At 63.1% G+C, this 14,227-nt stretch carries 30 protein-coding genes; 27 read left to right on the top strand and 3 right to left on the bottom strand.

Annotation, left to right across the window (positions count from 1 at the left end):
- The first annotated feature begins 15 nt into the window (after nucleotides 1–15).
- From ACTQZK_RS06515 to ACTQZK_RS06495, 5 genes are read left to right on the top strand one after another with little or no spacing between them, the layout of a single operon-like run.
- Nucleotides 16–165, top strand: coding sequence for a hypothetical protein (locus ACTQZK_RS06515; protein WP_441898972.1), 150 nt, complete (start codon nucleotides 16–18; stop codon nucleotides 163–165).
- The gene (locus ACTQZK_RS06510; RefSeq protein WP_441898970.1) at nucleotides 162–560 is read left to right on the top strand and encodes a hypothetical protein; all 399 of its coding nucleotides are present in this window, start codon (nucleotides 162–164) and stop codon (nucleotides 558–560) included. The genes ACTQZK_RS06515 and ACTQZK_RS06510 overlap by 4 nt, the downstream gene beginning before the upstream one ends.
- Nucleotides 550–756 (top strand): hypothetical protein, encoded by a 207-nt coding sequence (locus tag ACTQZK_RS06505; protein ID WP_114565924.1) that lies wholly within the window; start codon nucleotides 550–552, stop codon nucleotides 754–756. Before ACTQZK_RS06510 ends, ACTQZK_RS06505 begins: the two co-directional genes overlap by 11 nt.
- Nucleotides 737–2,080, top strand: coding sequence for a tyrosine-type recombinase/integrase (locus tag ACTQZK_RS06500; protein WP_441898968.1), 1,344 nt, complete (start codon nucleotides 737–739; stop codon nucleotides 2,078–2,080). Before ACTQZK_RS06505 ends, ACTQZK_RS06500 begins: the two co-directional genes overlap by 20 nt.
- Nucleotides 2,081–2,099: 19 nt before the next feature.
- A complete protein-coding gene (locus tag ACTQZK_RS06495) occupies nucleotides 2,100–2,327 on the top strand; it encodes a helix-turn-helix domain-containing protein (protein ID WP_216528662.1) in 228 nt (75 codons plus the stop codon).
- Here ACTQZK_RS06495 and ACTQZK_RS06490 read toward each other — a convergent pair.
- Nucleotides 2,263–2,463: a helix-turn-helix domain-containing protein gene (locus tag ACTQZK_RS06490; RefSeq protein WP_114565959.1), complete on the bottom strand. Its 201-nt coding sequence runs from the start codon at nucleotides 2,461–2,463 to the stop codon at nucleotides 2,263–2,265. The genes ACTQZK_RS06495 and ACTQZK_RS06490 overlap by 65 nt on opposite strands.
- 137 nt (nucleotides 2,464–2,600) lie before the next feature.
- Between ACTQZK_RS06490 and ACTQZK_RS06485 the strand changes: the two genes are divergently transcribed.
- From ACTQZK_RS06485 to ACTQZK_RS06405, 17 genes are all read left to right on the top strand, one after another.
- On the top strand, nucleotides 2,601–2,948 hold the full coding sequence (locus ACTQZK_RS06485; protein WP_441898966.1) for a hypothetical protein: 348 nt from the start codon (nucleotides 2,601–2,603) through the stop codon (nucleotides 2,946–2,948).
- Between the two features lie 3 nt (nucleotides 2,949–2,951).
- Nucleotides 2,952–3,128: a hypothetical protein gene (locus ACTQZK_RS06480; protein WP_441898964.1), complete on the top strand. Its 177-nt coding sequence runs from the start codon at nucleotides 2,952–2,954 to the stop codon at nucleotides 3,126–3,128.
- A 173-nt stretch (nucleotides 3,129–3,301) separates the two neighbouring features.
- On the top strand, nucleotides 3,302–3,709 hold the full coding sequence (locus tag ACTQZK_RS06475) for a single-stranded DNA-binding protein (protein WP_441898962.1): 408 nt from the start codon (nucleotides 3,302–3,304) through the stop codon (nucleotides 3,707–3,709).
- 8 nt (nucleotides 3,710–3,717) lie between these two features.
- On the top strand, nucleotides 3,718–4,392 hold the full coding sequence (locus tag ACTQZK_RS06470; protein ID WP_114565919.1) for a hypothetical protein: 675 nt from the start codon (nucleotides 3,718–3,720) through the stop codon (nucleotides 4,390–4,392).
- On the top strand, nucleotides 4,358–5,014 hold the full coding sequence (locus ACTQZK_RS06465) for an ATP-binding protein (protein ID WP_441898960.1): 657 nt from the start codon (nucleotides 4,358–4,360) through the stop codon (nucleotides 5,012–5,014). Before ACTQZK_RS06470 ends, ACTQZK_RS06465 begins: the two co-directional genes overlap by 35 nt.
- Nucleotides 5,004–5,492, top strand: coding sequence for a DUF3310 domain-containing protein (locus ACTQZK_RS06460; RefSeq protein ID WP_441898959.1), 489 nt, complete (start codon nucleotides 5,004–5,006; stop codon nucleotides 5,490–5,492). Before ACTQZK_RS06465 ends, ACTQZK_RS06460 begins: the two co-directional genes overlap by 11 nt.
- Nucleotides 5,492–5,884 (top strand): hypothetical protein, encoded by a 393-nt coding sequence (locus tag ACTQZK_RS06455; RefSeq protein WP_441898958.1) that lies wholly within the window; start codon nucleotides 5,492–5,494, stop codon nucleotides 5,882–5,884. The genes ACTQZK_RS06460 and ACTQZK_RS06455 overlap by 1 nt, the downstream gene beginning before the upstream one ends.
- A complete protein-coding gene (locus tag ACTQZK_RS06450) occupies nucleotides 5,881–6,015 on the top strand; it encodes a hypothetical protein (protein WP_441898956.1) in 135 nt (44 codons plus the stop codon). Before ACTQZK_RS06455 ends, ACTQZK_RS06450 begins: the two co-directional genes overlap by 4 nt.
- A complete protein-coding gene (locus tag ACTQZK_RS06445; RefSeq protein ID WP_441898954.1) occupies nucleotides 6,012–6,698 on the top strand; it encodes a phosphoadenosine phosphosulfate reductase domain-containing protein in 687 nt (228 codons plus the stop codon). The genes ACTQZK_RS06450 and ACTQZK_RS06445 overlap by 4 nt, the downstream gene beginning before the upstream one ends.
- Nucleotides 6,699–6,700: 2 nt before the next feature.
- Entirely contained in the window at nucleotides 6,701–6,901 is a 201-nt protein-coding gene (locus tag ACTQZK_RS06440) for a hypothetical protein (protein ID WP_441898952.1), read from the top strand.
- Nucleotides 6,898–7,074 (top strand): hypothetical protein, encoded by a 177-nt coding sequence (locus ACTQZK_RS06435; protein ID WP_441898949.1) that lies wholly within the window; start codon nucleotides 6,898–6,900, stop codon nucleotides 7,072–7,074. The genes ACTQZK_RS06440 and ACTQZK_RS06435 overlap by 4 nt, the downstream gene beginning before the upstream one ends.
- On the top strand, nucleotides 7,071–7,265 hold the full coding sequence (locus ACTQZK_RS06430) for a hypothetical protein (protein ID WP_441898947.1): 195 nt from the start codon (nucleotides 7,071–7,073) through the stop codon (nucleotides 7,263–7,265). The genes ACTQZK_RS06435 and ACTQZK_RS06430 overlap by 4 nt, the downstream gene beginning before the upstream one ends.
- Complete coding sequence (locus ACTQZK_RS06425; RefSeq protein WP_441898945.1) at nucleotides 7,262–7,420, top strand: hypothetical protein; 159 nt, start codon at nucleotides 7,262–7,264, stop codon at nucleotides 7,418–7,420. Before ACTQZK_RS06430 ends, ACTQZK_RS06425 begins: the two co-directional genes overlap by 4 nt.
- A complete protein-coding gene (locus tag ACTQZK_RS06420) occupies nucleotides 7,417–7,719 on the top strand; it encodes a hypothetical protein (protein WP_441898943.1) in 303 nt (100 codons plus the stop codon). Before ACTQZK_RS06425 ends, ACTQZK_RS06420 begins: the two co-directional genes overlap by 4 nt.
- Entirely contained in the window at nucleotides 7,716–7,943 is a 228-nt protein-coding gene (locus tag ACTQZK_RS06415; protein WP_441898941.1) for a hypothetical protein, read from the top strand. The genes ACTQZK_RS06420 and ACTQZK_RS06415 overlap by 4 nt, the downstream gene beginning before the upstream one ends.
- Nucleotides 7,943–8,065: a hypothetical protein gene (locus ACTQZK_RS06410; RefSeq protein ID WP_255616279.1), complete on the top strand. Its 123-nt coding sequence runs from the start codon at nucleotides 7,943–7,945 to the stop codon at nucleotides 8,063–8,065. Before ACTQZK_RS06415 ends, ACTQZK_RS06410 begins: the two co-directional genes overlap by 1 nt.
- A gap of 180 nt (nucleotides 8,066–8,245) precedes the next feature.
- On the top strand, nucleotides 8,246–9,232 hold the full coding sequence (locus ACTQZK_RS06405; RefSeq protein WP_216528654.1) for a DUF389 domain-containing protein: 987 nt from the start codon (nucleotides 8,246–8,248) through the stop codon (nucleotides 9,230–9,232).
- Between the two features lie 68 nt (nucleotides 9,233–9,300).
- Here ACTQZK_RS06405 and ACTQZK_RS06400 read toward each other — a convergent pair whose 3' ends face one another.
- A complete protein-coding gene (locus ACTQZK_RS06400; protein ID WP_114565914.1) occupies nucleotides 9,301–9,489 on the bottom strand; it encodes a hypothetical protein in 189 nt (62 codons plus the stop codon).
- 378 nt (nucleotides 9,490–9,867) lie between these two features.
- Nucleotides 9,868–10,584, bottom strand: coding sequence for a CPBP family glutamic-type intramembrane protease (locus tag ACTQZK_RS06395; protein WP_441898938.1), 717 nt, complete (start codon nucleotides 10,582–10,584; stop codon nucleotides 9,868–9,870).
- A 183-nt stretch (nucleotides 10,585–10,767) separates the two neighbouring features.
- Here ACTQZK_RS06395 and ACTQZK_RS06390 point away from each other — a divergent pair, with 183 nt between their 5' ends.
- From ACTQZK_RS06390 to ACTQZK_RS06370, 5 genes are all read left to right on the top strand, one after another.
- Entirely contained in the window at nucleotides 10,768–11,259 is a 492-nt protein-coding gene (locus ACTQZK_RS06390; RefSeq protein ID WP_441898936.1) for a hypothetical protein, read from the top strand.
- An 85-nt stretch (nucleotides 11,260–11,344) separates the two neighbouring features.
- A complete protein-coding gene (locus tag ACTQZK_RS06385) occupies nucleotides 11,345–11,539 on the top strand; it encodes a hypothetical protein (protein WP_441898935.1) in 195 nt (64 codons plus the stop codon).
- Nucleotides 11,540–11,923 (top strand): hypothetical protein, encoded by a 384-nt coding sequence (locus ACTQZK_RS06380; RefSeq protein WP_441898933.1) that lies wholly within the window; start codon nucleotides 11,540–11,542, stop codon nucleotides 11,921–11,923.
- 168 nt (nucleotides 11,924–12,091) lie between these two features.
- Complete coding sequence (locus ACTQZK_RS06375; protein WP_441898931.1) at nucleotides 12,092–12,565, top strand: hypothetical protein; 474 nt, start codon at nucleotides 12,092–12,094, stop codon at nucleotides 12,563–12,565.
- Nucleotides 12,537–14,225 (top strand): terminase large subunit domain-containing protein, encoded by a 1,689-nt coding sequence (locus tag ACTQZK_RS06370; RefSeq protein ID WP_441898929.1) that lies wholly within the window; start codon nucleotides 12,537–12,539, stop codon nucleotides 14,223–14,225. The genes ACTQZK_RS06375 and ACTQZK_RS06370 overlap by 29 nt, the downstream gene beginning before the upstream one ends.
- Nucleotides 14,226–14,227: the final 2 nt, after the last annotated feature.

Below are 14,227 nucleotides of genomic sequence, written 5' to 3'. Positions count from 1 at the left end.
AAAGAAGCGCGCCGGATGTGGAAGTCAGGGCGCGCATCCGCCAATGAAGGCAACCGAATCATACCACACGAGGAATGGGAGCGGGGCATGAGGCTGCTGCCCGTGCCGTTCCTGGCGATGCTTGCGGCGTACGCCGTCATGCTGGCATGCGGGGCGGGGTCATGAGCGAAGGGGAGGATCGGACGGTCACGTGGGCGCTCAAGGCCGCCTCATGGGCCGAGAGGCCGTACCCGGCCGATCCGGGCATGACGACGTTCGCGGCATGGCTCGGGCACGTCGAAGCGGAGGCTCGCGTCACCGGCAAGGTGACCGTCATGCGCGACCAGCCGAAGATGCTCGGCAACCACAACCATTGGGCGTGCCTGTCGCGCTTGGCGATCATGCACAGCCCCGACCTCGCGAAGTACATACATCCGGCGCACAGGCAGCCCCTCGACGGGCGCGAGGGCGTCGAGCTTATGAACGAGCTGTACCGCCGGGTGGTGGGCCGCCCGCCGAAGGCTCGCAGCTGGATGGCCGCGCGCGACGCGGCCGAGCGAGGCGGCATCGATGGTCGATAGGTCGGCCGACGTCGGCCCCTGGCTGATCGTCGTGGACGCGATGGACTACGACCGCGCCGACGAGCTGGGCCGCACGATGGGGTCGCTCGGCGTGACGGGCAGGTTCATGCGCGGCGAGGTGGCCGACTGCATGGCGGACGCGGCGAGGTGGCGAAAGCACAGGAAGGAACAGGAGATTGTCGAGCATCAGGACTGATCCGAGGACCGGCGGCATAGTGGTGCGGGCGTACGCCGGCGTCGACGCGGCGACGGGAAAGCCGCGCCAGGTGTCGAGGACGCTGCCGCCGGGGGCGTCCGACGAGGAGATCGCGCAGGCCGTCGAGGAGGTCGAGCTGAAGGCGGGCCGCGCGAAGAGGACTGGCTCCGGCTACACGGTGGGCGCGCTCCTGGACTACTACCTGGACGGCCTCGTCGACTACGGGCATGCGGCGTCGACCGTCGCGGCCTACCGGTCTATGGCGCGCTGCTACGTGCATCCCGGCGTGGGCCGCATCGAGTACGACCGGGCCTCGGCGTCGGACTTCTCGGCGCTCTATCGGTCGCTTCTGCGCAGCGGCGGAAAGGACGGATCGCCGCTGTCGCCCGTGACCGTTCGCAAGCTCCACGCGATGCTGTCGGGCTGCTTCTCCACGCTCATGCGCGACGGCGTGGTGGACTCCAACCCCGTCCTCGGCGTGGCGGTGCCGCGCGGCGGAAGCCCTGAGGCCAAGCCGCTTTCCGAGCGCGACTTCGCGGCTCTCGCGGCGCGCCTCCACGAAGTTCTTGCGAAACCGGTCGAGGACGACGCGGGCTACATGGAGCGGACGTTCGCGGCGGCATGGTGGACGTGCCTGCACACCGGGGTCAGGCGCGGCGAGCTCGCCGGCTTCCAGGTCGGCGACTGGTCGGAGCGGATCGGCATGGACATGGCCCCAGGCGGCGAGGCGTCGTGGCATCCGGGCGTGAGGGTTTCCCGCTCGGTCGCGCAGGTCCCCGGCATGTCGGCCCCCGCCGAGTACAAGGAGCCGAAGTCCGAGCGCGGCAAGCGCGTCTTGACGGTCGACGACGAGACCGCCGGCGCGATCCGCTCGCAGATCGCGCTGCAGCAGGCCGTCATGGCCGAGCGCGGCTGCCGGCAGACGGACGAGACGCCCTTGTTCTCGCATCCGGACGGGACGTGGATACTTCCGTCGGAGTTCACGGCGGAGTTCCGCGCCCTCGCGAAGTCGCTCAAGCTCGCCAAGCACGTCCACCTGCACACGCTCCGGCACACGCATGCGACCTACCTGCTGTCGCACGGCGAGGCGATAAAGGTCGTACAGGAGCGGCTCGGGCACTCGAAGATCGACGTGACGCTGGGAATCTACGGCCACGTGCTTCCGGGGCGCGACGCGCGGGCGGCGGAGAGCTTCGGCGCCCTTTCCAAGTCGATGGTGGAGCGGGCGTGTTCCGCGCCCATCGTCTCGTACGCGCCGAAGTGCCCGCTGTCTGGGGAAACGTGCGCGAGGTTCTACAATCCATCGGGAAAAAGCAATGCATGAAAGGAAGGAGGCGCCAGCCATGGGAAACGGCCGGGAAGCGTTGAAGGAGGCGCGCAGGCGCGCCGGCATGACCCAGCAGGCCGTAGCGGATTCGCTGGGGATAAGCCTTAACTACTATCAGAAGATCGAGGCGGGGGACCGGACGGGAGACTTCGAGATATGGGATGCGCTGGAAGATATGTTCAGCGTTCACCAACGTCTCTTGAGAACGACGGATCCTCCGTTCTCCCAAGGATCCAATCGGTAGACGTGTCGAAGAAGTCCGCGAGCTTTACTAGCGTTTCCGGTGACGGCGCCCTGGTGCCCTGCTCGTATTTCTGGTAGGCGTTCAGCGAAATCATGAGATGGTCAGCCGTTTGCTGCTGAGTTAGAGCATGCGCCATTCGAATTTCGCGGAGCCTTTTTCCGAGCAATTGAACTCCTAAAACAGGTATTGGTTACATACGAATTGTATGTTAGTATGCACCTAGAAAAAACATACATAACGTATGTATACAGTACGAATGTAAGGAGGATCGCCATGCTGCACATGATCGACAAGGCCGAGGTGCCGGGCTACCGAGACGGAGACAAGAGCCCTCTTCGGGTCTTCTGCGAGGAGACCGCCAGGGAGTTCTTGGAGAAGTCGAATCCCGGAGACGTGGCCGAGGTGACGTGCGCTCCGGTGGAGCCGGGCGAGAGGGGCGTGCGGAGGCTGGCGGGCGCGTTCCGCGGCGCGCTCTTCTACATGGACAGGAGCGTCGACCTGCGCCGGGAGGTGCGCGTCATCACGCGCAACGGCGAGCGGGTGTTCCTGGAGCGCGCGAAGCTTGCTCAGTCGACGGAACTCCGCGAGCCGAACCCGTATCCGGACCACGTGAGGAGATAGGGAATGGAAGGAAAAAAAGAAGCGCGCCGGATGTGGAAGTCGGGGCGCGCATCCGCCGATGAAGGCAACCGAATGATACCACACGGCGAATGGGAGCGCGGCTGCAAGATGCTGCCGGTCCCGTTCGCCGCCGCAGCCGTCGCCTACGCGCTCATGCTGGCGTTCGGCGTCGGGGTGTAGGAGCGGGAGAAGCGGCATATGGGAGCGATCGGAGGGTCCCGGAAGAGGGACCCGCGCGGACGAGGCGCGCGGGTCCGTCGTCGAAGGGGGGCTTCGAGCGACGGCCGACAGTCTACACCATACGCCCTTTCGAGTGAAGGGGCGGCCGAGGCAACGAGAGGAAAAGCACCTTTATGAGCATAAACAGAACGATCATCAGCGGGCACCTGACCCGCGAACCGGAGCTGAGGTCGACCGCGGGCGGCATGCCGGTCCTCGGCTTCGGCGTGGCGGTCAACGACCGCCGCAAGAACCAGCAGACCGGCGAATGGGAGGATTACCCGAACTTCATCGACTGCACCATGCTCGGCAACCGAGCCGAAAGCTTGAGCAGGTACCTGTCGAAAGGTACGAAGGTCGCGATCGAAGGCAAGCTCCGTTGGAGCCAGTGGGAGCGCGACGGCCAGAAGCGCAGCAAGATCGAGGTGGTCGTTGACGATATCGAGCTTATGAAGCGGCAGGACGGCTCGCAGGCGGTTGCGAGCGCCGCGCCGGTCGTCGACGCTTGCCAGGCGGTTCACGACGAAGACATACCGTTCTAGGAGAAACGATGCCAAACAAGTTCACTTGGTTCCCGAAGATAACGAGAGTCGTCGAGCGGATCCCGTCCGAGGAGCAGCGCGGCATGTTCGCGCTCGCCGTAATGCGCTACGGCACCGAGGGCGCGGAACCCTCTCTCGAATACCCGCTCGACGCGCTGTTCGAGTCGATCCGCGAGGACGTCGACAACTCCGTGAGCGCGCGCGAGGGCAACGCCGGAGGGCGTCCGAGACGGCAGAGGAAAGAAGCTACCAGAGACGTTCGAGAAGCCGAAAACGAGCCGGAAAACGCGCCGGAAGATGAAAAGCAAGCCGAAAAAGAACGGAGGTTAAACGAAGGTGAAACCCCCGTTTCAAACATCGAAAACGGGGGTTTTGAAACCTCGGAACCCCTCCTATATAAACCAAGCCAAGATAAACCAATCCAAACCAGACCAGAAAAAGAGGGAGGTGCGCGCGCGAGGTTTCGCGCCCCGACCCCCGACGAGGTCCGAGCCTTCGCGGAGGAGGCCGGGCTGAGCCTCGATGCGGAGCGGTTCTGCGACTTCTACGCGTCGAAGGGCTGGACGGTCGGCAAGTCGAAGATGCGGGACTGGAGGGCCGCGGCGCGCAACTGGGCCCGCCGCGACGCTGCCGGGAAGGGGGTCGGCCATGATGAGCTTGGCGAGTACGCTGGGGCGTTTTGAGGCGCCGAGGAACACTCCGGAGCAGGAGGCGGCGGCAGCCGCCTGGAAGGAGGGGCAGCGACGGCTGAAGGTGGAGGAGCGGCTCGCCCGATCCGGCGTTCCCTCGCGCTACCGCTCGGCGTCGCTCGACGGGTGCGACCGGCGCATCGCCGACTGGTCGGCGTCGCCGTCAGACGTGCTGCTGCTCCGAGGAGACGTCGGGCGCGGCAAGACGCACGCCGCCTGCGCCGTCCTGATCGCCAACGCCGCCGAGCGCACGGTGCTCTTCGCGACGTCGCTCGACCTGCTGCGGGACTTCCGCAGCGTGTTCGACGGGGCGGCGCGCGAGGCCGACGTGATGGGGCGGTACCGCAACGTCGGGCTGCTCGCCGTCGACGACCTGGGCAAGGAGCGGCCGACCGACTGGGCGCTGTCGAAGCTGTTCGACGTGCTGGACGCGCGGATCAGGCAGGGCAAGCCGACGATCGTCACGACGCAGTACCGCTCCGCCGAGCTCGCGGCGCGTATGGCGTCGGACGGCAACGCGGAGACCGCCAAGGCGATAGTGAGCCGCCTCGGCGACAGGAGAAACGCGGTCGTCGCCTTCGACGGCCCGGACAGGAGGCTTCGAAATGGCCGATAACGTGAACCACCCCGACAACTACACGCAGGGAGGGATCGAGTGCATCGACGCCATGCGCTCGATGGCCGGCGAGGGCTTCGCCGCTCACCTGCGCTGCACGGTGCTCGAGTGCCTGTGGAGCTACGACCTCAAGGACGGCCTGGATGATCTCCTCAAAGCCCGACGGTACCTGGACGAGCTGATCGACGAGGCGCGAGCCGAGGAGGGGCGCGCGGCCCTCGCCGGGATGAGCGATGCGGCCCTCGCCGGGATGAGCGATGCGGCCTCGTCGGACGCCGTGCGTGCGGCGAGCGAGGCCGAGCGGGCCATGGTGGAACGGACGTGCAGCGAAGCCGCCCGCCCAGCCCGCATCGGCTACGGCATCGGCGCAGGTGAAGATCACGATGCCGATGATTCCGAGCACGACGAGTTCGGGAAAAAGGGATGCATGAAAACGCTCTACGGTCCTGTGACGGGATTCTACCGCGAGGGGGCCTGATGGCTGAGCACTACGGGCAGGTGCGGGGGTTTCGGCATCGAAGCGATCAGAAGGCGGTCGAGCAGCCCGCCGCGCCGCTCCCGAAGCGGCGCGGCGCCGAGAAGCACCTGGAGGACATGATCGCCGACCCTAACGACCGAAGGCACGGGACGGTTACAGGCTACAAGTACGGATGCCGATGCGAGAGATGCCGCGCCGCTTCTCGCGAAGCCCGCAATAAGGGAGCCGCGAGGGAGCGCGAGCGCCGAAAGGGAGTGCTCGCCGATATGGCCGCCGATCCCCGCCATCCGTCGCACGGCACGTACACCGGATACAGGGATTACGGGTGCCGGTGCGAGAAATGCCGTCGCGCAGGTCATCTGCATTACGTCAGGACGAAAGGAGGCCGATGATGGCCGAAGAAACGAGCGGGATCGAAAAGCTGCGAGCGTTCGCGGACGACGCAGCCGAGTTTATCCGCGACGTCGCGGATCAGATCGAAATCAGGCACCAGCGCGACGTGATGGTGGTCGATGCCTTATGAGCTTCGCAATCGCGTCTGTCTCGTGGGGCAAGGACAGCCTGGCCATGCTGCACGGGCTGATCGAGCGCGGCATGCCGCTCGACGAAGTGGTGTTTTACGACACGGGTATGGAGTTCGACGCGATCTACCGCGAGCGCGACCGGATCCTCCCGCTGCTCCGCGAAAACGGCATCAGGTACGTCGAGCTTAAACCGGCGATGCCGTTCTGGGAGTCCATGTTCCTGCGGCCCGTCCGCAGCCGTAAAACCGGCGATGTCCACAAGCGCGGCTACGGATGGTGCGGCGGGCCGTGCCGGTGGGGGACGACGGAGAAGTGCCGGACGCTCGACAGGTACGCCGAGGCCGTCGGGGCGAAGGTGTACGTCGGGATAGCAGCCGACGAGACCGACCGCCTGGCGAAAGAGGTAAAGCCGTACAAGCTGCATCCCTTGGCCGAATGGGGCATGACGGAGTCCGACTGCCTGGCGGCATGCTACGAGCGAGGCTGCGAGTGGGACGAGGACGGTGTTCGGCTCTACGACGTGCTGGACAGGGTCAGCTGCTGGTGCTGCCGAAACAAGAACATGAAGGAATTGAAGGCGATCCGCGACCATCTGCCGAGGTACTGGTCCAGGCTCGAAGGGCTTGAGCACCACCTCGGACAGATGAAGGGGAAGCCGTTGTCAGATATAGGAGGCGAGTAACCGTGTGTATTTATTGCAATAGCGCCGTGTCGGCGCACATCATCAGCGTGGAGCAGGGAGAGGACTGGTCGCCAGGCGTGTCGGCCTACGTCAGGGGCGGCGCGCTGCACGTGGAAGTCGACGCGGACGACAACTACTATTTCGCGGCCCCGGTCAATTACTGCCCCATGTGCGGGCGCAAGCTCGGTGGCGATGCATTATGAGCCAGCTATACGCCGGATGGGGCGTGCCATCGCTGCTCGCATGCCTTATCGAGCGCACCGAGGGCATAGCCGCGCTGTGCCACGTGCTGCTCGACCGCGACGACGCGAGCGACGACGCGCGGGAGCTTGCCGAGGGCGTGCTCGACGAGTTAGAGGGAGGAAACGAGAAATGATCGAAGTAGGCTCGAGGGTGATGCTCAACGGCAAGTACATGGATAACCGCGAATATCTGGGCAAAGTCATGACCGTCACGAAAGTCGGCCCTATAGGAGGCGTCGATTGTGTGTGGGTCGATGAACCGGGATTCGGCGGCGCTTATGCGGCTGACGGATTCGACGAAGGCGAAGGAGGCGATGCGTCGTGAAAACCCGCGAAGAGCTATGCGCCATGACCGTGAAGCAGCTCAAGGAGTACGCCAAGGAGATAGGTTGCTGCCTGGGCTACGACGGCTCACGCAAGGACACGGCCATCCGCGCCATAGAGACGCATCAGGAGCATAACGACAGGAGCTGGAAATGAGTTGGTTTTGGTTAGCGGTGACGGTTTTCTGGCTGGTCTCATTCGTCCTCGACATAGCGATCGGAGGAAACGGTCACTATCCCGGTCTCATGGCCATGGCCAGCCTCATCATGTGCGAGTTGAGCCAGATCGAAAAGAGGTTGCAAGGTCAGGCATCCGAAGCCTGGACCGCCCGTTACGAGCACACGTGCAAACCTATCTGTAAAGGCACGAGCATATCGTGCGACGTATGCGGGAGCGAGCTTCACGATCCGTATAGGTTCTGCGGCGGATGCGGCGCGAAGGTGGCGGGCGAATGAGCGGACGCGAGACGTGCCTATGGCGCATGTGCTGGCTGGCGAACGGCAAGTGGGCTGTCATGACCCAGTGCGGGCACGATTTCCTGCTGACCAGGAACATGCGCCTCTACGCTCGCATGCGGAAGCCGTCGTTCGCTTGCCCGTACTGCGGCCTGGAAGAGTGGCATACCAACGAGAGCAACTGGGATCCAACCGACGAGCAGCTGGACGAATGGGGCATGTGATGGCGGCGTGGCTGTTCGTCGCGTCCATCGCGCTCATGGCGGCGTTCTGCGCGTGGGTGCTGGCAGGGATCGCGAGGATGCTCGCCGTCGAGTTAATGAGGAGGAAGGAGGATCGCCGATGATATAGGAGCGTATGCCCCGGCTGCCCGTCGCCCTTCTCTAAAGAACACGGCGCACTCAACCAGCAGGACGTTTTGCAGCCATCCGATCGGAGGCGCGGAATGAGCGCAGAGAGCCTGCCGCCGTGGCCGGTGTGGTAGCATTCTCTTGCAGGAATCCACCGCCGAGCGAAAGGCCATTCGATGAGCGTCGTGTCCAGGATATTCGCGGGAGGGAAAACCAACGCCGAGAGGATCCCCGAGATCGAGCGCATCACGTTGGTGCGCGTCGATAATCCCGTCAAGCAGTACTCCGCGTTCCTTCTCTGCCTCGTGCTGTCGGCAGTGATCGCCACCTGCGGGATCGCCGCCGAGTCGTCTGCCATAGTGATAGGGGCGATGCTCATAGCCCCGCTCATGTCGCCCATGATCGGCACGTCGTTCGCCATCGCGACGGGCAAGCGGCGCCAGGCGGCGAGGGGCCTTCTGGTCGCCCTCTCGGGAGCGGCTGCGGTCGTCGCCGTCGCCGGTGTTACGTCGCTCGCCATACCGGCCGGCGTCCCGCTGGTCGGCAACGGCGAAGTGTCGTCGCGGGTCTCCCCGCGCCTCGTCGACCTCGTCGTGGCCGTCGCGTCCGGGGCCGTCGGAGCCTTGGCCGTCGGCCGCGACGACGTGTTCGACGCCATCCCGGGCGTCGCCATCTCGGTGTCGATCGTGCCTCCCCTCTGCGTGGCGGGCGCGGCTCTCGCCCAGGGGGCCCAAGCGGTCGCGTCAGGGGCCCTGCTCCTATTCACCGTGAACTTCTTCGCCATCCAGCTTTCGTGCAATGCCGTGTTCTTCCTGATGGGCTTTGCCGGGCGCGCGCAGGACGGAAGCAGCGCGAAGGCGAGGCTTTTGTGGTACGCCACCGCGGTCGTCGGGACCGTCCTGCTCGCCGTGCCCCTCGCCGCTGCGAGCAACGAGGTCATCGAGCAGTACTCCTTCGAGCGCGGCGCCGCGCAGTCCGTGAGGGAGTGGCTGCGGGAATCGTCCTACGAGCCGGTCTCCGTCGACGCGTCGGGCGGCGCGGTGGTCGTCGAGATCGCCGGCGAGGGGACGTTGCCCGACCTGGACGACCTGCGCATCCTGCTAAGGGAGAGCAAAGTTCCCGTCGAAGACGTGAAGATGAGGGTTACAAGGCAGTACAGCTGACGAAGGAAGAGGGCCCGCAGCCTTGGATCGGCTGCGGGCCCTCTTCCTTTAAGCGAGAGCGCGGTCGGCTACTTGCGCTTCGCCTCCGCCTCGATGTCCTTCACGGCGTTCTTCGCGTCGGCGGCGACGTCCTTGGCGGCGTTCTTCACGTCGTGGGCGGCGTCCTTCACGGCGTTCTTCGCGTCGTGGGCCGCCTCGCTCACGGCTTCCTTCGCCTTGTCGGCCGCTTCTCCCAGCTTTTCCTTGACGTCTTCCATTGGCTCTCCTCTCGAGTCGATCTGCCTTGTCCGGCATTGTAACGGCAGGGGCGATGGGCGGAGCGAGACGGGCGGGAAACCGTTGCGGATCTGATTCTTTAATGCAATTGGCACGAGCTTGCTTCGCGCGGGCGCGCTGGACTCGCCGACGTCCGTGCCGTATCATCTGCAAAACGACCGACGCAGGGGAGGAGCCGCGCCATGGTTCGCGAGAGGCAGCGTTACAGGGTGTTCGACCGCGGGGCCTTGATAGCCGAGGGGACCGCGAGCGAGTGCGCGGCGGCCGCGGGCCTCAAGCCGCGCACGGTCCAGGCGTACGCGGCCGATCCCCGGCGCTCGCCGAGGTGGCGCGTGGAGCACGTCAAGGGAGGCGGCGCTCTACCCGATGAAATGCGACAGGATTCCCAGTCCGAACACGTCTGCCGCCGAATGCGCGATGAAAAACGGCGCTAGGTTCTTGTCTTTCGACCGCCTGTAGATCAGGTAGACGGCTCCTCCGAACACGAGGCCGATTCCCAATGCAGGCATTAACCCTTGGTAGGTATGGAAGCTTGCGCGCACGAGCAACGAGAACGGCACGGCCCACTTCAGGTGCCTGGGCCTCACCGCGAGGCAGATGCCTAGGAAGTACAGCTCTTCGTACGCTCCGTTGAGCGCGGCGTGCAAGACCCTGGAAACGGGTTCGCTCCAGAAAAAAGATCCGATCGGGTTCGGGAGCTGGATCGCCTCGCGGATCGACCCCGCAACGACCATGTAGGCATCGAAGGCGAGCGAGCCGATTAGAAACACGAACGCAGCGCAGAGGACCGCTCTGAGATCGAGCTTGATGCGCCATGCCTTGAAATCGAAGTTCCTGGCTCGCAAGTACAGCAGGGCGATCGCCAGCAACCCCGATTGGACGGCGATGGCGTTGTAGTTGTCCGCGACGGAGAACGAGATGTTGCCTTCGACCGTCGCCGTCCCTTGCGAAAGGCCCAAGAGCGACATAGTGGACGAGAGGATCGCCCAGCCGAATAGGATAACGGTGAGCGAGAGGATATCGAACCACTCGAGATAGCGAACTTTCTCCTTTTTCGTTTTGCGAATGAGCGTCAAGGCCGCCTCCTTCTGACTGCTTTGCATCGATGAGCTCGTCCGTTTTCCGGGAGAGGGGGATGATGATACCCGCCTATCGAATTTCGTCAAGGGGAGGCGACGTTTTTCGCATGTTCGTCGACAGTGATAATTTATGCGATAAAATAGCAAGCACACTTGTTCGATCGGATTCCGGAGGCAGATTTGGACCACGACATATTCGTCATGCGGGCATGCGTCACGTCTTACTTGCGGTACATAAAGACGATGGACGACGAGATACGGGAGATCGAGTCGAGGATAAGGGACGTGCGGGCGCGGCTCGTGTCCATGGGCGCGTCGTTCGAAGGCTTCCGATCCGGCGGATGCGGTGACAGGCTGGGCGAGGGCGTTGCGCGCATCATGGAGCTGGAGGCGGAGTGGTCGGACCGCGTGTCGGCATGCTATGCGGAGATAGCCGCCGCCCAGGACATGTGCGATCCTCACCACATAGGCAGGTGGGCCATGTGGATGCACGTGGTCGAGGGGCGAACGTGGGCCTACGTGGGTCGCGTGATCGGCTACAGCGAGCGCCAGGCGCGCGCTATCGGCGACGCCGGCGCGCGCGATCTGTACCGCTTGATCCCGGAGACGTTCCGGCGCGACGAGTTCCCCAACGCCGCGCCGATAGAAACGCTGCCGCCCATTGCCGTCTGATCCTGGTAATCTGATATAAGCGAGAAACAACCGAACAGCCGTCCTTTAAGGGCGGCTTTTTTATTGCCGAGACAGGGAGGCAGCCATGGTATCCGCCGACTACATGATCCGCGCCGCGCTGAGACACGACACCGCCATGAGCCGCGCCATGCTGCGGGCATGCGGCGTCCCGGTTCCGCGATCCCGCCCGCGAATCGGCTCGATAGTCGCGGTCGACGCGTACGACGGGCTGGGCGAGTGCTTCGCGAACCACGGAAGCCCGATGGATCGGATGATCTAAGTGCGCGTTCCGTCCGACGTGCCGCTGCGCGAGTGGATCGTTTCTCTGATCGACGACGGCAAGCTCTATCGGTTTTACAAAACGTCCGACTGGCTGGAGCTGCGAGCTGCCGTGCTGGAGGATCACCACAACGAGTGCGAGATGCACAAGGGTAGAGGAGACCTTCCCGTCAACGAACGATACGCGAAAGCGGACACTGTCCATCACGAGTTCGAGGTGAAGAAGCATCCAGACATGGCGCTCACGCGCTACCTCACGGAGCCTGACGGCACGAGGCGAGAGGTGCTTCATCCGCTGTGCAACGATTGCCACAACATCGTGCACGGTCGAAGGCTCATGGGCAGTCCGAGCAAGAAGAAGCCCGTTACCGAGGAATGGTGGTAGCGATGCGTCGCCTGGACAGCTCGGAACGAATCAGATCAGCAAGGTAAGCCGAACATACCCCCCGGCCCCCTATGGGGTGTTCTGCCGGGGGGTAAAGCAACGCGGGGGGCTTCATCCTCCGGAAAAATTTTTCCTTAAACCCAAAAAACCAGAGGAGGTGACCGCCCCATGGCGAGACCCAGAGACCCTACTGCCCTGAAAATCGTCAAGGGCAAATCGCACATGACCAAAGACGAGAAAGCGGACGGATTGGCGCGCGAGGTTTACGCAGCGAACGGCGGCGTTTCACCTCCGGCCTGGTTGAGCGGGATAGCACTCAAGCACTTCCAAAAGAACGCCGAGTACATGGAGACGCTGAACGCGATGGCCGGTCGGAACGTGTACGGAAGCATCGACGTCGAATCCCTCGTCCTCATGTCCGTTTCTTATCAGAAGTCGTGCGAGTACCTTGCCGAGGAGCAGGCGGCTAAAACTCTCGATGACAAGAAGGGAGCGGAAGCCGCCCAGAAGAAGCGCCTAGCCGAAGATCGGTCTTACCGCGAGTTTTCGAAGATGCTGAAACTTGACCCAGGGAACCGTGTCGACGTTGGGTCGCACGGGGACGGTGATGGAAATGGCGACGAAACCGCCGCTCTCCTCTAAGCTCAAAGCGCGCAAGCGCAAGCGAATCCAATGCCCGGAGATAACGACCTATCTAAGATTGGTCGAAACGGGCAAGGTCAGATCGTGCGAACGGCAGAGGAAGCTGTGCGTCTATGTTCGTAAGGTGTTCGCAGAAGAAGAGCTGATCATCGACACCGACCGCATCGCAGCCTACTCGAAGCTTCTGCAGTTCTTTCCGTTCAAGGAGCTGTTCCCCTGGGAATGGTTCGTACTCGTACTGTTCCTCTGCGTTTTCAATAAGGACGGCGAGCCGCGATGGGACGAGCTTTACTGCATCGTCGGGCGCGGTGCCGGAAAGAACGGCCTTATTTCCTTTATGGCGTTCTGCCTCATGACGGCCTCGAACGGAATACCGAACTACAATATCAACATCTGCGCCAACTCCGAAGAGCAGGCCAAGACCTCGTTCGAGGACATAAGGACGATCCTCAACGACGACCGCGAGCGGTTCAAGAGCGCGTTCGATTGGAACAAGACGGAGATAACGTCGAAGTCAACCGGCTCCGTGCTGAAGTACCTGACGAGCGGGGCGAGCAGCAAGGACGGCGGACGTCCTGGGCTTGTGGTTTTCGACGAGGTGCACGAGTTCGTCAAGTGGAAGCTTATCGAGGTGCTTACGACCGGCCTTGGAAAAGTCGACCACAGCCGCATGGCCATAATCTCGTCTAACGGAGACATTCGAGAGGGCGTCTTCGACACGGTGCTTGAAACCTGCGACGAGATTCTTAACGGCGAGGAAGAGGACAACGGCATCCTGCCGTTCGTCTGCACCCTCGACAGCGCGGAGGAAGTTCACGACGAGAAGAATTGGGAGAAGGCCAACCCATCGCTGCGCTACCTGCCCGCGCGGTTCATGAACAAGATTCGCAAGGAATACCGCAAGTGGAAGAAGAACCCGGCCGGTGGCAATGCGTCGCTCATGACGCGCCGCATGGGAATTCCCCAGGGCGACATCGAGCATGAGATCACGTCCCGCGAGAATCTTATGAGAGCGAGCAGGGAGCTTCCAGACCTGTCCGGAAAGCCGTGCGTCCTAGGCTTGGACGTCGCCCAGAAAAACGACATGTTCTCTTCCGTCCTGCTGTTCAAGGACGGCGACCGGTACTACGCGATACATCATTCCTGGTTCTGCTTGAACTCTCGCGACAAGGCGCGCATCAAGGCCCCGCTTGAGGAATGGTCCGACCTCGGAATCATGACGCTGGTTGACGATGTTGAGATTCATACGTCTCTCGTTATGGATTGGATATACGAGGCGCAGCGAGCATACGACATCGTATGCGTTGCGATGGACGATTTCCGCTACGACATCGTGCATACCGAATTGCGCGATCTCGGGTACGACGCGAAAGACGGCACCGTGTTCAAGGTTCGCCCATCGGATCATGCGCGCGTTCAGCCGATCATCAATTCCGCGTTCATAACCGGAAACCTCGCCTGGGGCAACGACCCGGCCATGCGATGGTTCACGAACAACACCAAGATCGTTCCGTGGATGAACGGCAACTTCAAGTTCGAGAAGATCGAGCCGAAGGGTCGGAAAACGGACGGCTTCTTCGCGTTGGCGGCTGCCTTCCGCATCGCCGACAAGATACCCGAATGCTCGGACTACGAATTATCTGAACCTATCGTCTTCTAGGA

It is taken from the genome of Paraeggerthella sp. LCP19S3_G8 (assembly GCF_052119225.1).
Classification (GTDB): Bacteria; Actinomycetota; Coriobacteriia; order Coriobacteriales; family Eggerthellaceae; genus Paraeggerthella; species Paraeggerthella hominis.
Note: the sequence above shows the minus strand (reverse complement) of the source record. Positions and strands in the feature narration are given on the sequence as shown.

What these genes read in the sequence shown, in the direction of transcription:
- ACTQZK_RS06515 (WP_441898972.1), top strand. Translation starts at nt 16, where the DNA reads ATGTGGAAGTCAGGGCGCGCATCCGCCAATGAAGGCAACCGAATCATA.
- ACTQZK_RS06510 (WP_441898970.1), top strand. Translation starts at nt 162, where the DNA reads ATGAGCGAAGGGGAGGATCGGACGGTCACGTGGGCGCTCAAGGCCGCC.
- ACTQZK_RS06505 (WP_114565924.1), top strand. Translation starts at nt 550, where the DNA reads ATGGTCGATAGGTCGGCCGACGTCGGCCCCTGGCTGATCGTCGTGGAC.
- ACTQZK_RS06495 (WP_216528662.1), top strand. Translation starts at nt 2,100, where the DNA reads ATGGGAAACGGCCGGGAAGCGTTGAAGGAGGCGCGCAGGCGCGCCGGC.
- ACTQZK_RS06490 (WP_114565959.1), bottom strand. Translation starts at nt 2,463, where the DNA reads ATGGCGCATGCTCTAACTCAGCAGCAAACGGCTGACCATCTCATGATT.
- ACTQZK_RS06485 (WP_441898966.1), top strand. Translation starts at nt 2,601, where the DNA reads ATGCTGCACATGATCGACAAGGCCGAGGTGCCGGGCTACCGAGACGGA.
- ACTQZK_RS06480 (WP_441898964.1), top strand. Translation starts at nt 2,952, where the DNA reads ATGGAAGGAAAAAAAGAAGCGCGCCGGATGTGGAAGTCGGGGCGCGCA.
- ACTQZK_RS06475 (WP_441898962.1), top strand. Translation starts at nt 3,302, where the DNA reads ATGAGCATAAACAGAACGATCATCAGCGGGCACCTGACCCGCGAACCG.
- ACTQZK_RS06470 (WP_114565919.1), top strand. Translation starts at nt 3,718, where the DNA reads ATGCCAAACAAGTTCACTTGGTTCCCGAAGATAACGAGAGTCGTCGAG.
- ACTQZK_RS06465 (WP_441898960.1), top strand. Translation starts at nt 4,358, where the DNA reads ATGATGAGCTTGGCGAGTACGCTGGGGCGTTTTGAGGCGCCGAGGAAC.
- ACTQZK_RS06460 (WP_441898959.1), top strand. Translation starts at nt 5,004, where the DNA reads ATGGCCGATAACGTGAACCACCCCGACAACTACACGCAGGGAGGGATC.
- ACTQZK_RS06455 (WP_441898958.1), top strand. Translation starts at nt 5,492, where the DNA reads ATGGCTGAGCACTACGGGCAGGTGCGGGGGTTTCGGCATCGAAGCGAT.
- ACTQZK_RS06450 (WP_441898956.1), top strand. Translation starts at nt 5,881, where the DNA reads ATGATGGCCGAAGAAACGAGCGGGATCGAAAAGCTGCGAGCGTTCGCG.
- ACTQZK_RS06445 (WP_441898954.1), top strand. Translation starts at nt 6,012, where the DNA reads ATGAGCTTCGCAATCGCGTCTGTCTCGTGGGGCAAGGACAGCCTGGCC.
- ACTQZK_RS06435 (WP_441898949.1), top strand. Translation starts at nt 6,898, where the DNA reads ATGAGCCAGCTATACGCCGGATGGGGCGTGCCATCGCTGCTCGCATGC.
- ACTQZK_RS06430 (WP_441898947.1), top strand. Translation starts at nt 7,071, where the DNA reads ATGATCGAAGTAGGCTCGAGGGTGATGCTCAACGGCAAGTACATGGAT.
- ACTQZK_RS06420 (WP_441898943.1), top strand. Translation starts at nt 7,417, where the DNA reads ATGAGTTGGTTTTGGTTAGCGGTGACGGTTTTCTGGCTGGTCTCATTC.
- ACTQZK_RS06415 (WP_441898941.1), top strand. Translation starts at nt 7,716, where the DNA reads ATGAGCGGACGCGAGACGTGCCTATGGCGCATGTGCTGGCTGGCGAAC.
- ACTQZK_RS06410 (WP_255616279.1), top strand. Translation starts at nt 7,943, where the DNA reads ATGGCGGCGTGGCTGTTCGTCGCGTCCATCGCGCTCATGGCGGCGTTC.
- ACTQZK_RS06405 (WP_216528654.1), top strand. Translation starts at nt 8,246, where the DNA reads ATGAGCGTCGTGTCCAGGATATTCGCGGGAGGGAAAACCAACGCCGAG.
- ACTQZK_RS06400 (WP_114565914.1), bottom strand. Translation starts at nt 9,489, where the DNA reads ATGGAAGACGTCAAGGAAAAGCTGGGAGAAGCGGCCGACAAGGCGAAG.
- ACTQZK_RS06385 (WP_441898935.1), top strand. Translation starts at nt 11,345, where the DNA reads ATGGTATCCGCCGACTACATGATCCGCGCCGCGCTGAGACACGACACC.
- ACTQZK_RS06375 (WP_441898931.1), top strand. Translation starts at nt 12,092, where the DNA reads ATGGCGAGACCCAGAGACCCTACTGCCCTGAAAATCGTCAAGGGCAAA.
- ACTQZK_RS06370 (WP_441898929.1), top strand. Translation starts at nt 12,537, where the DNA reads ATGGCGACGAAACCGCCGCTCTCCTCTAAGCTCAAAGCGCGCAAGCGC.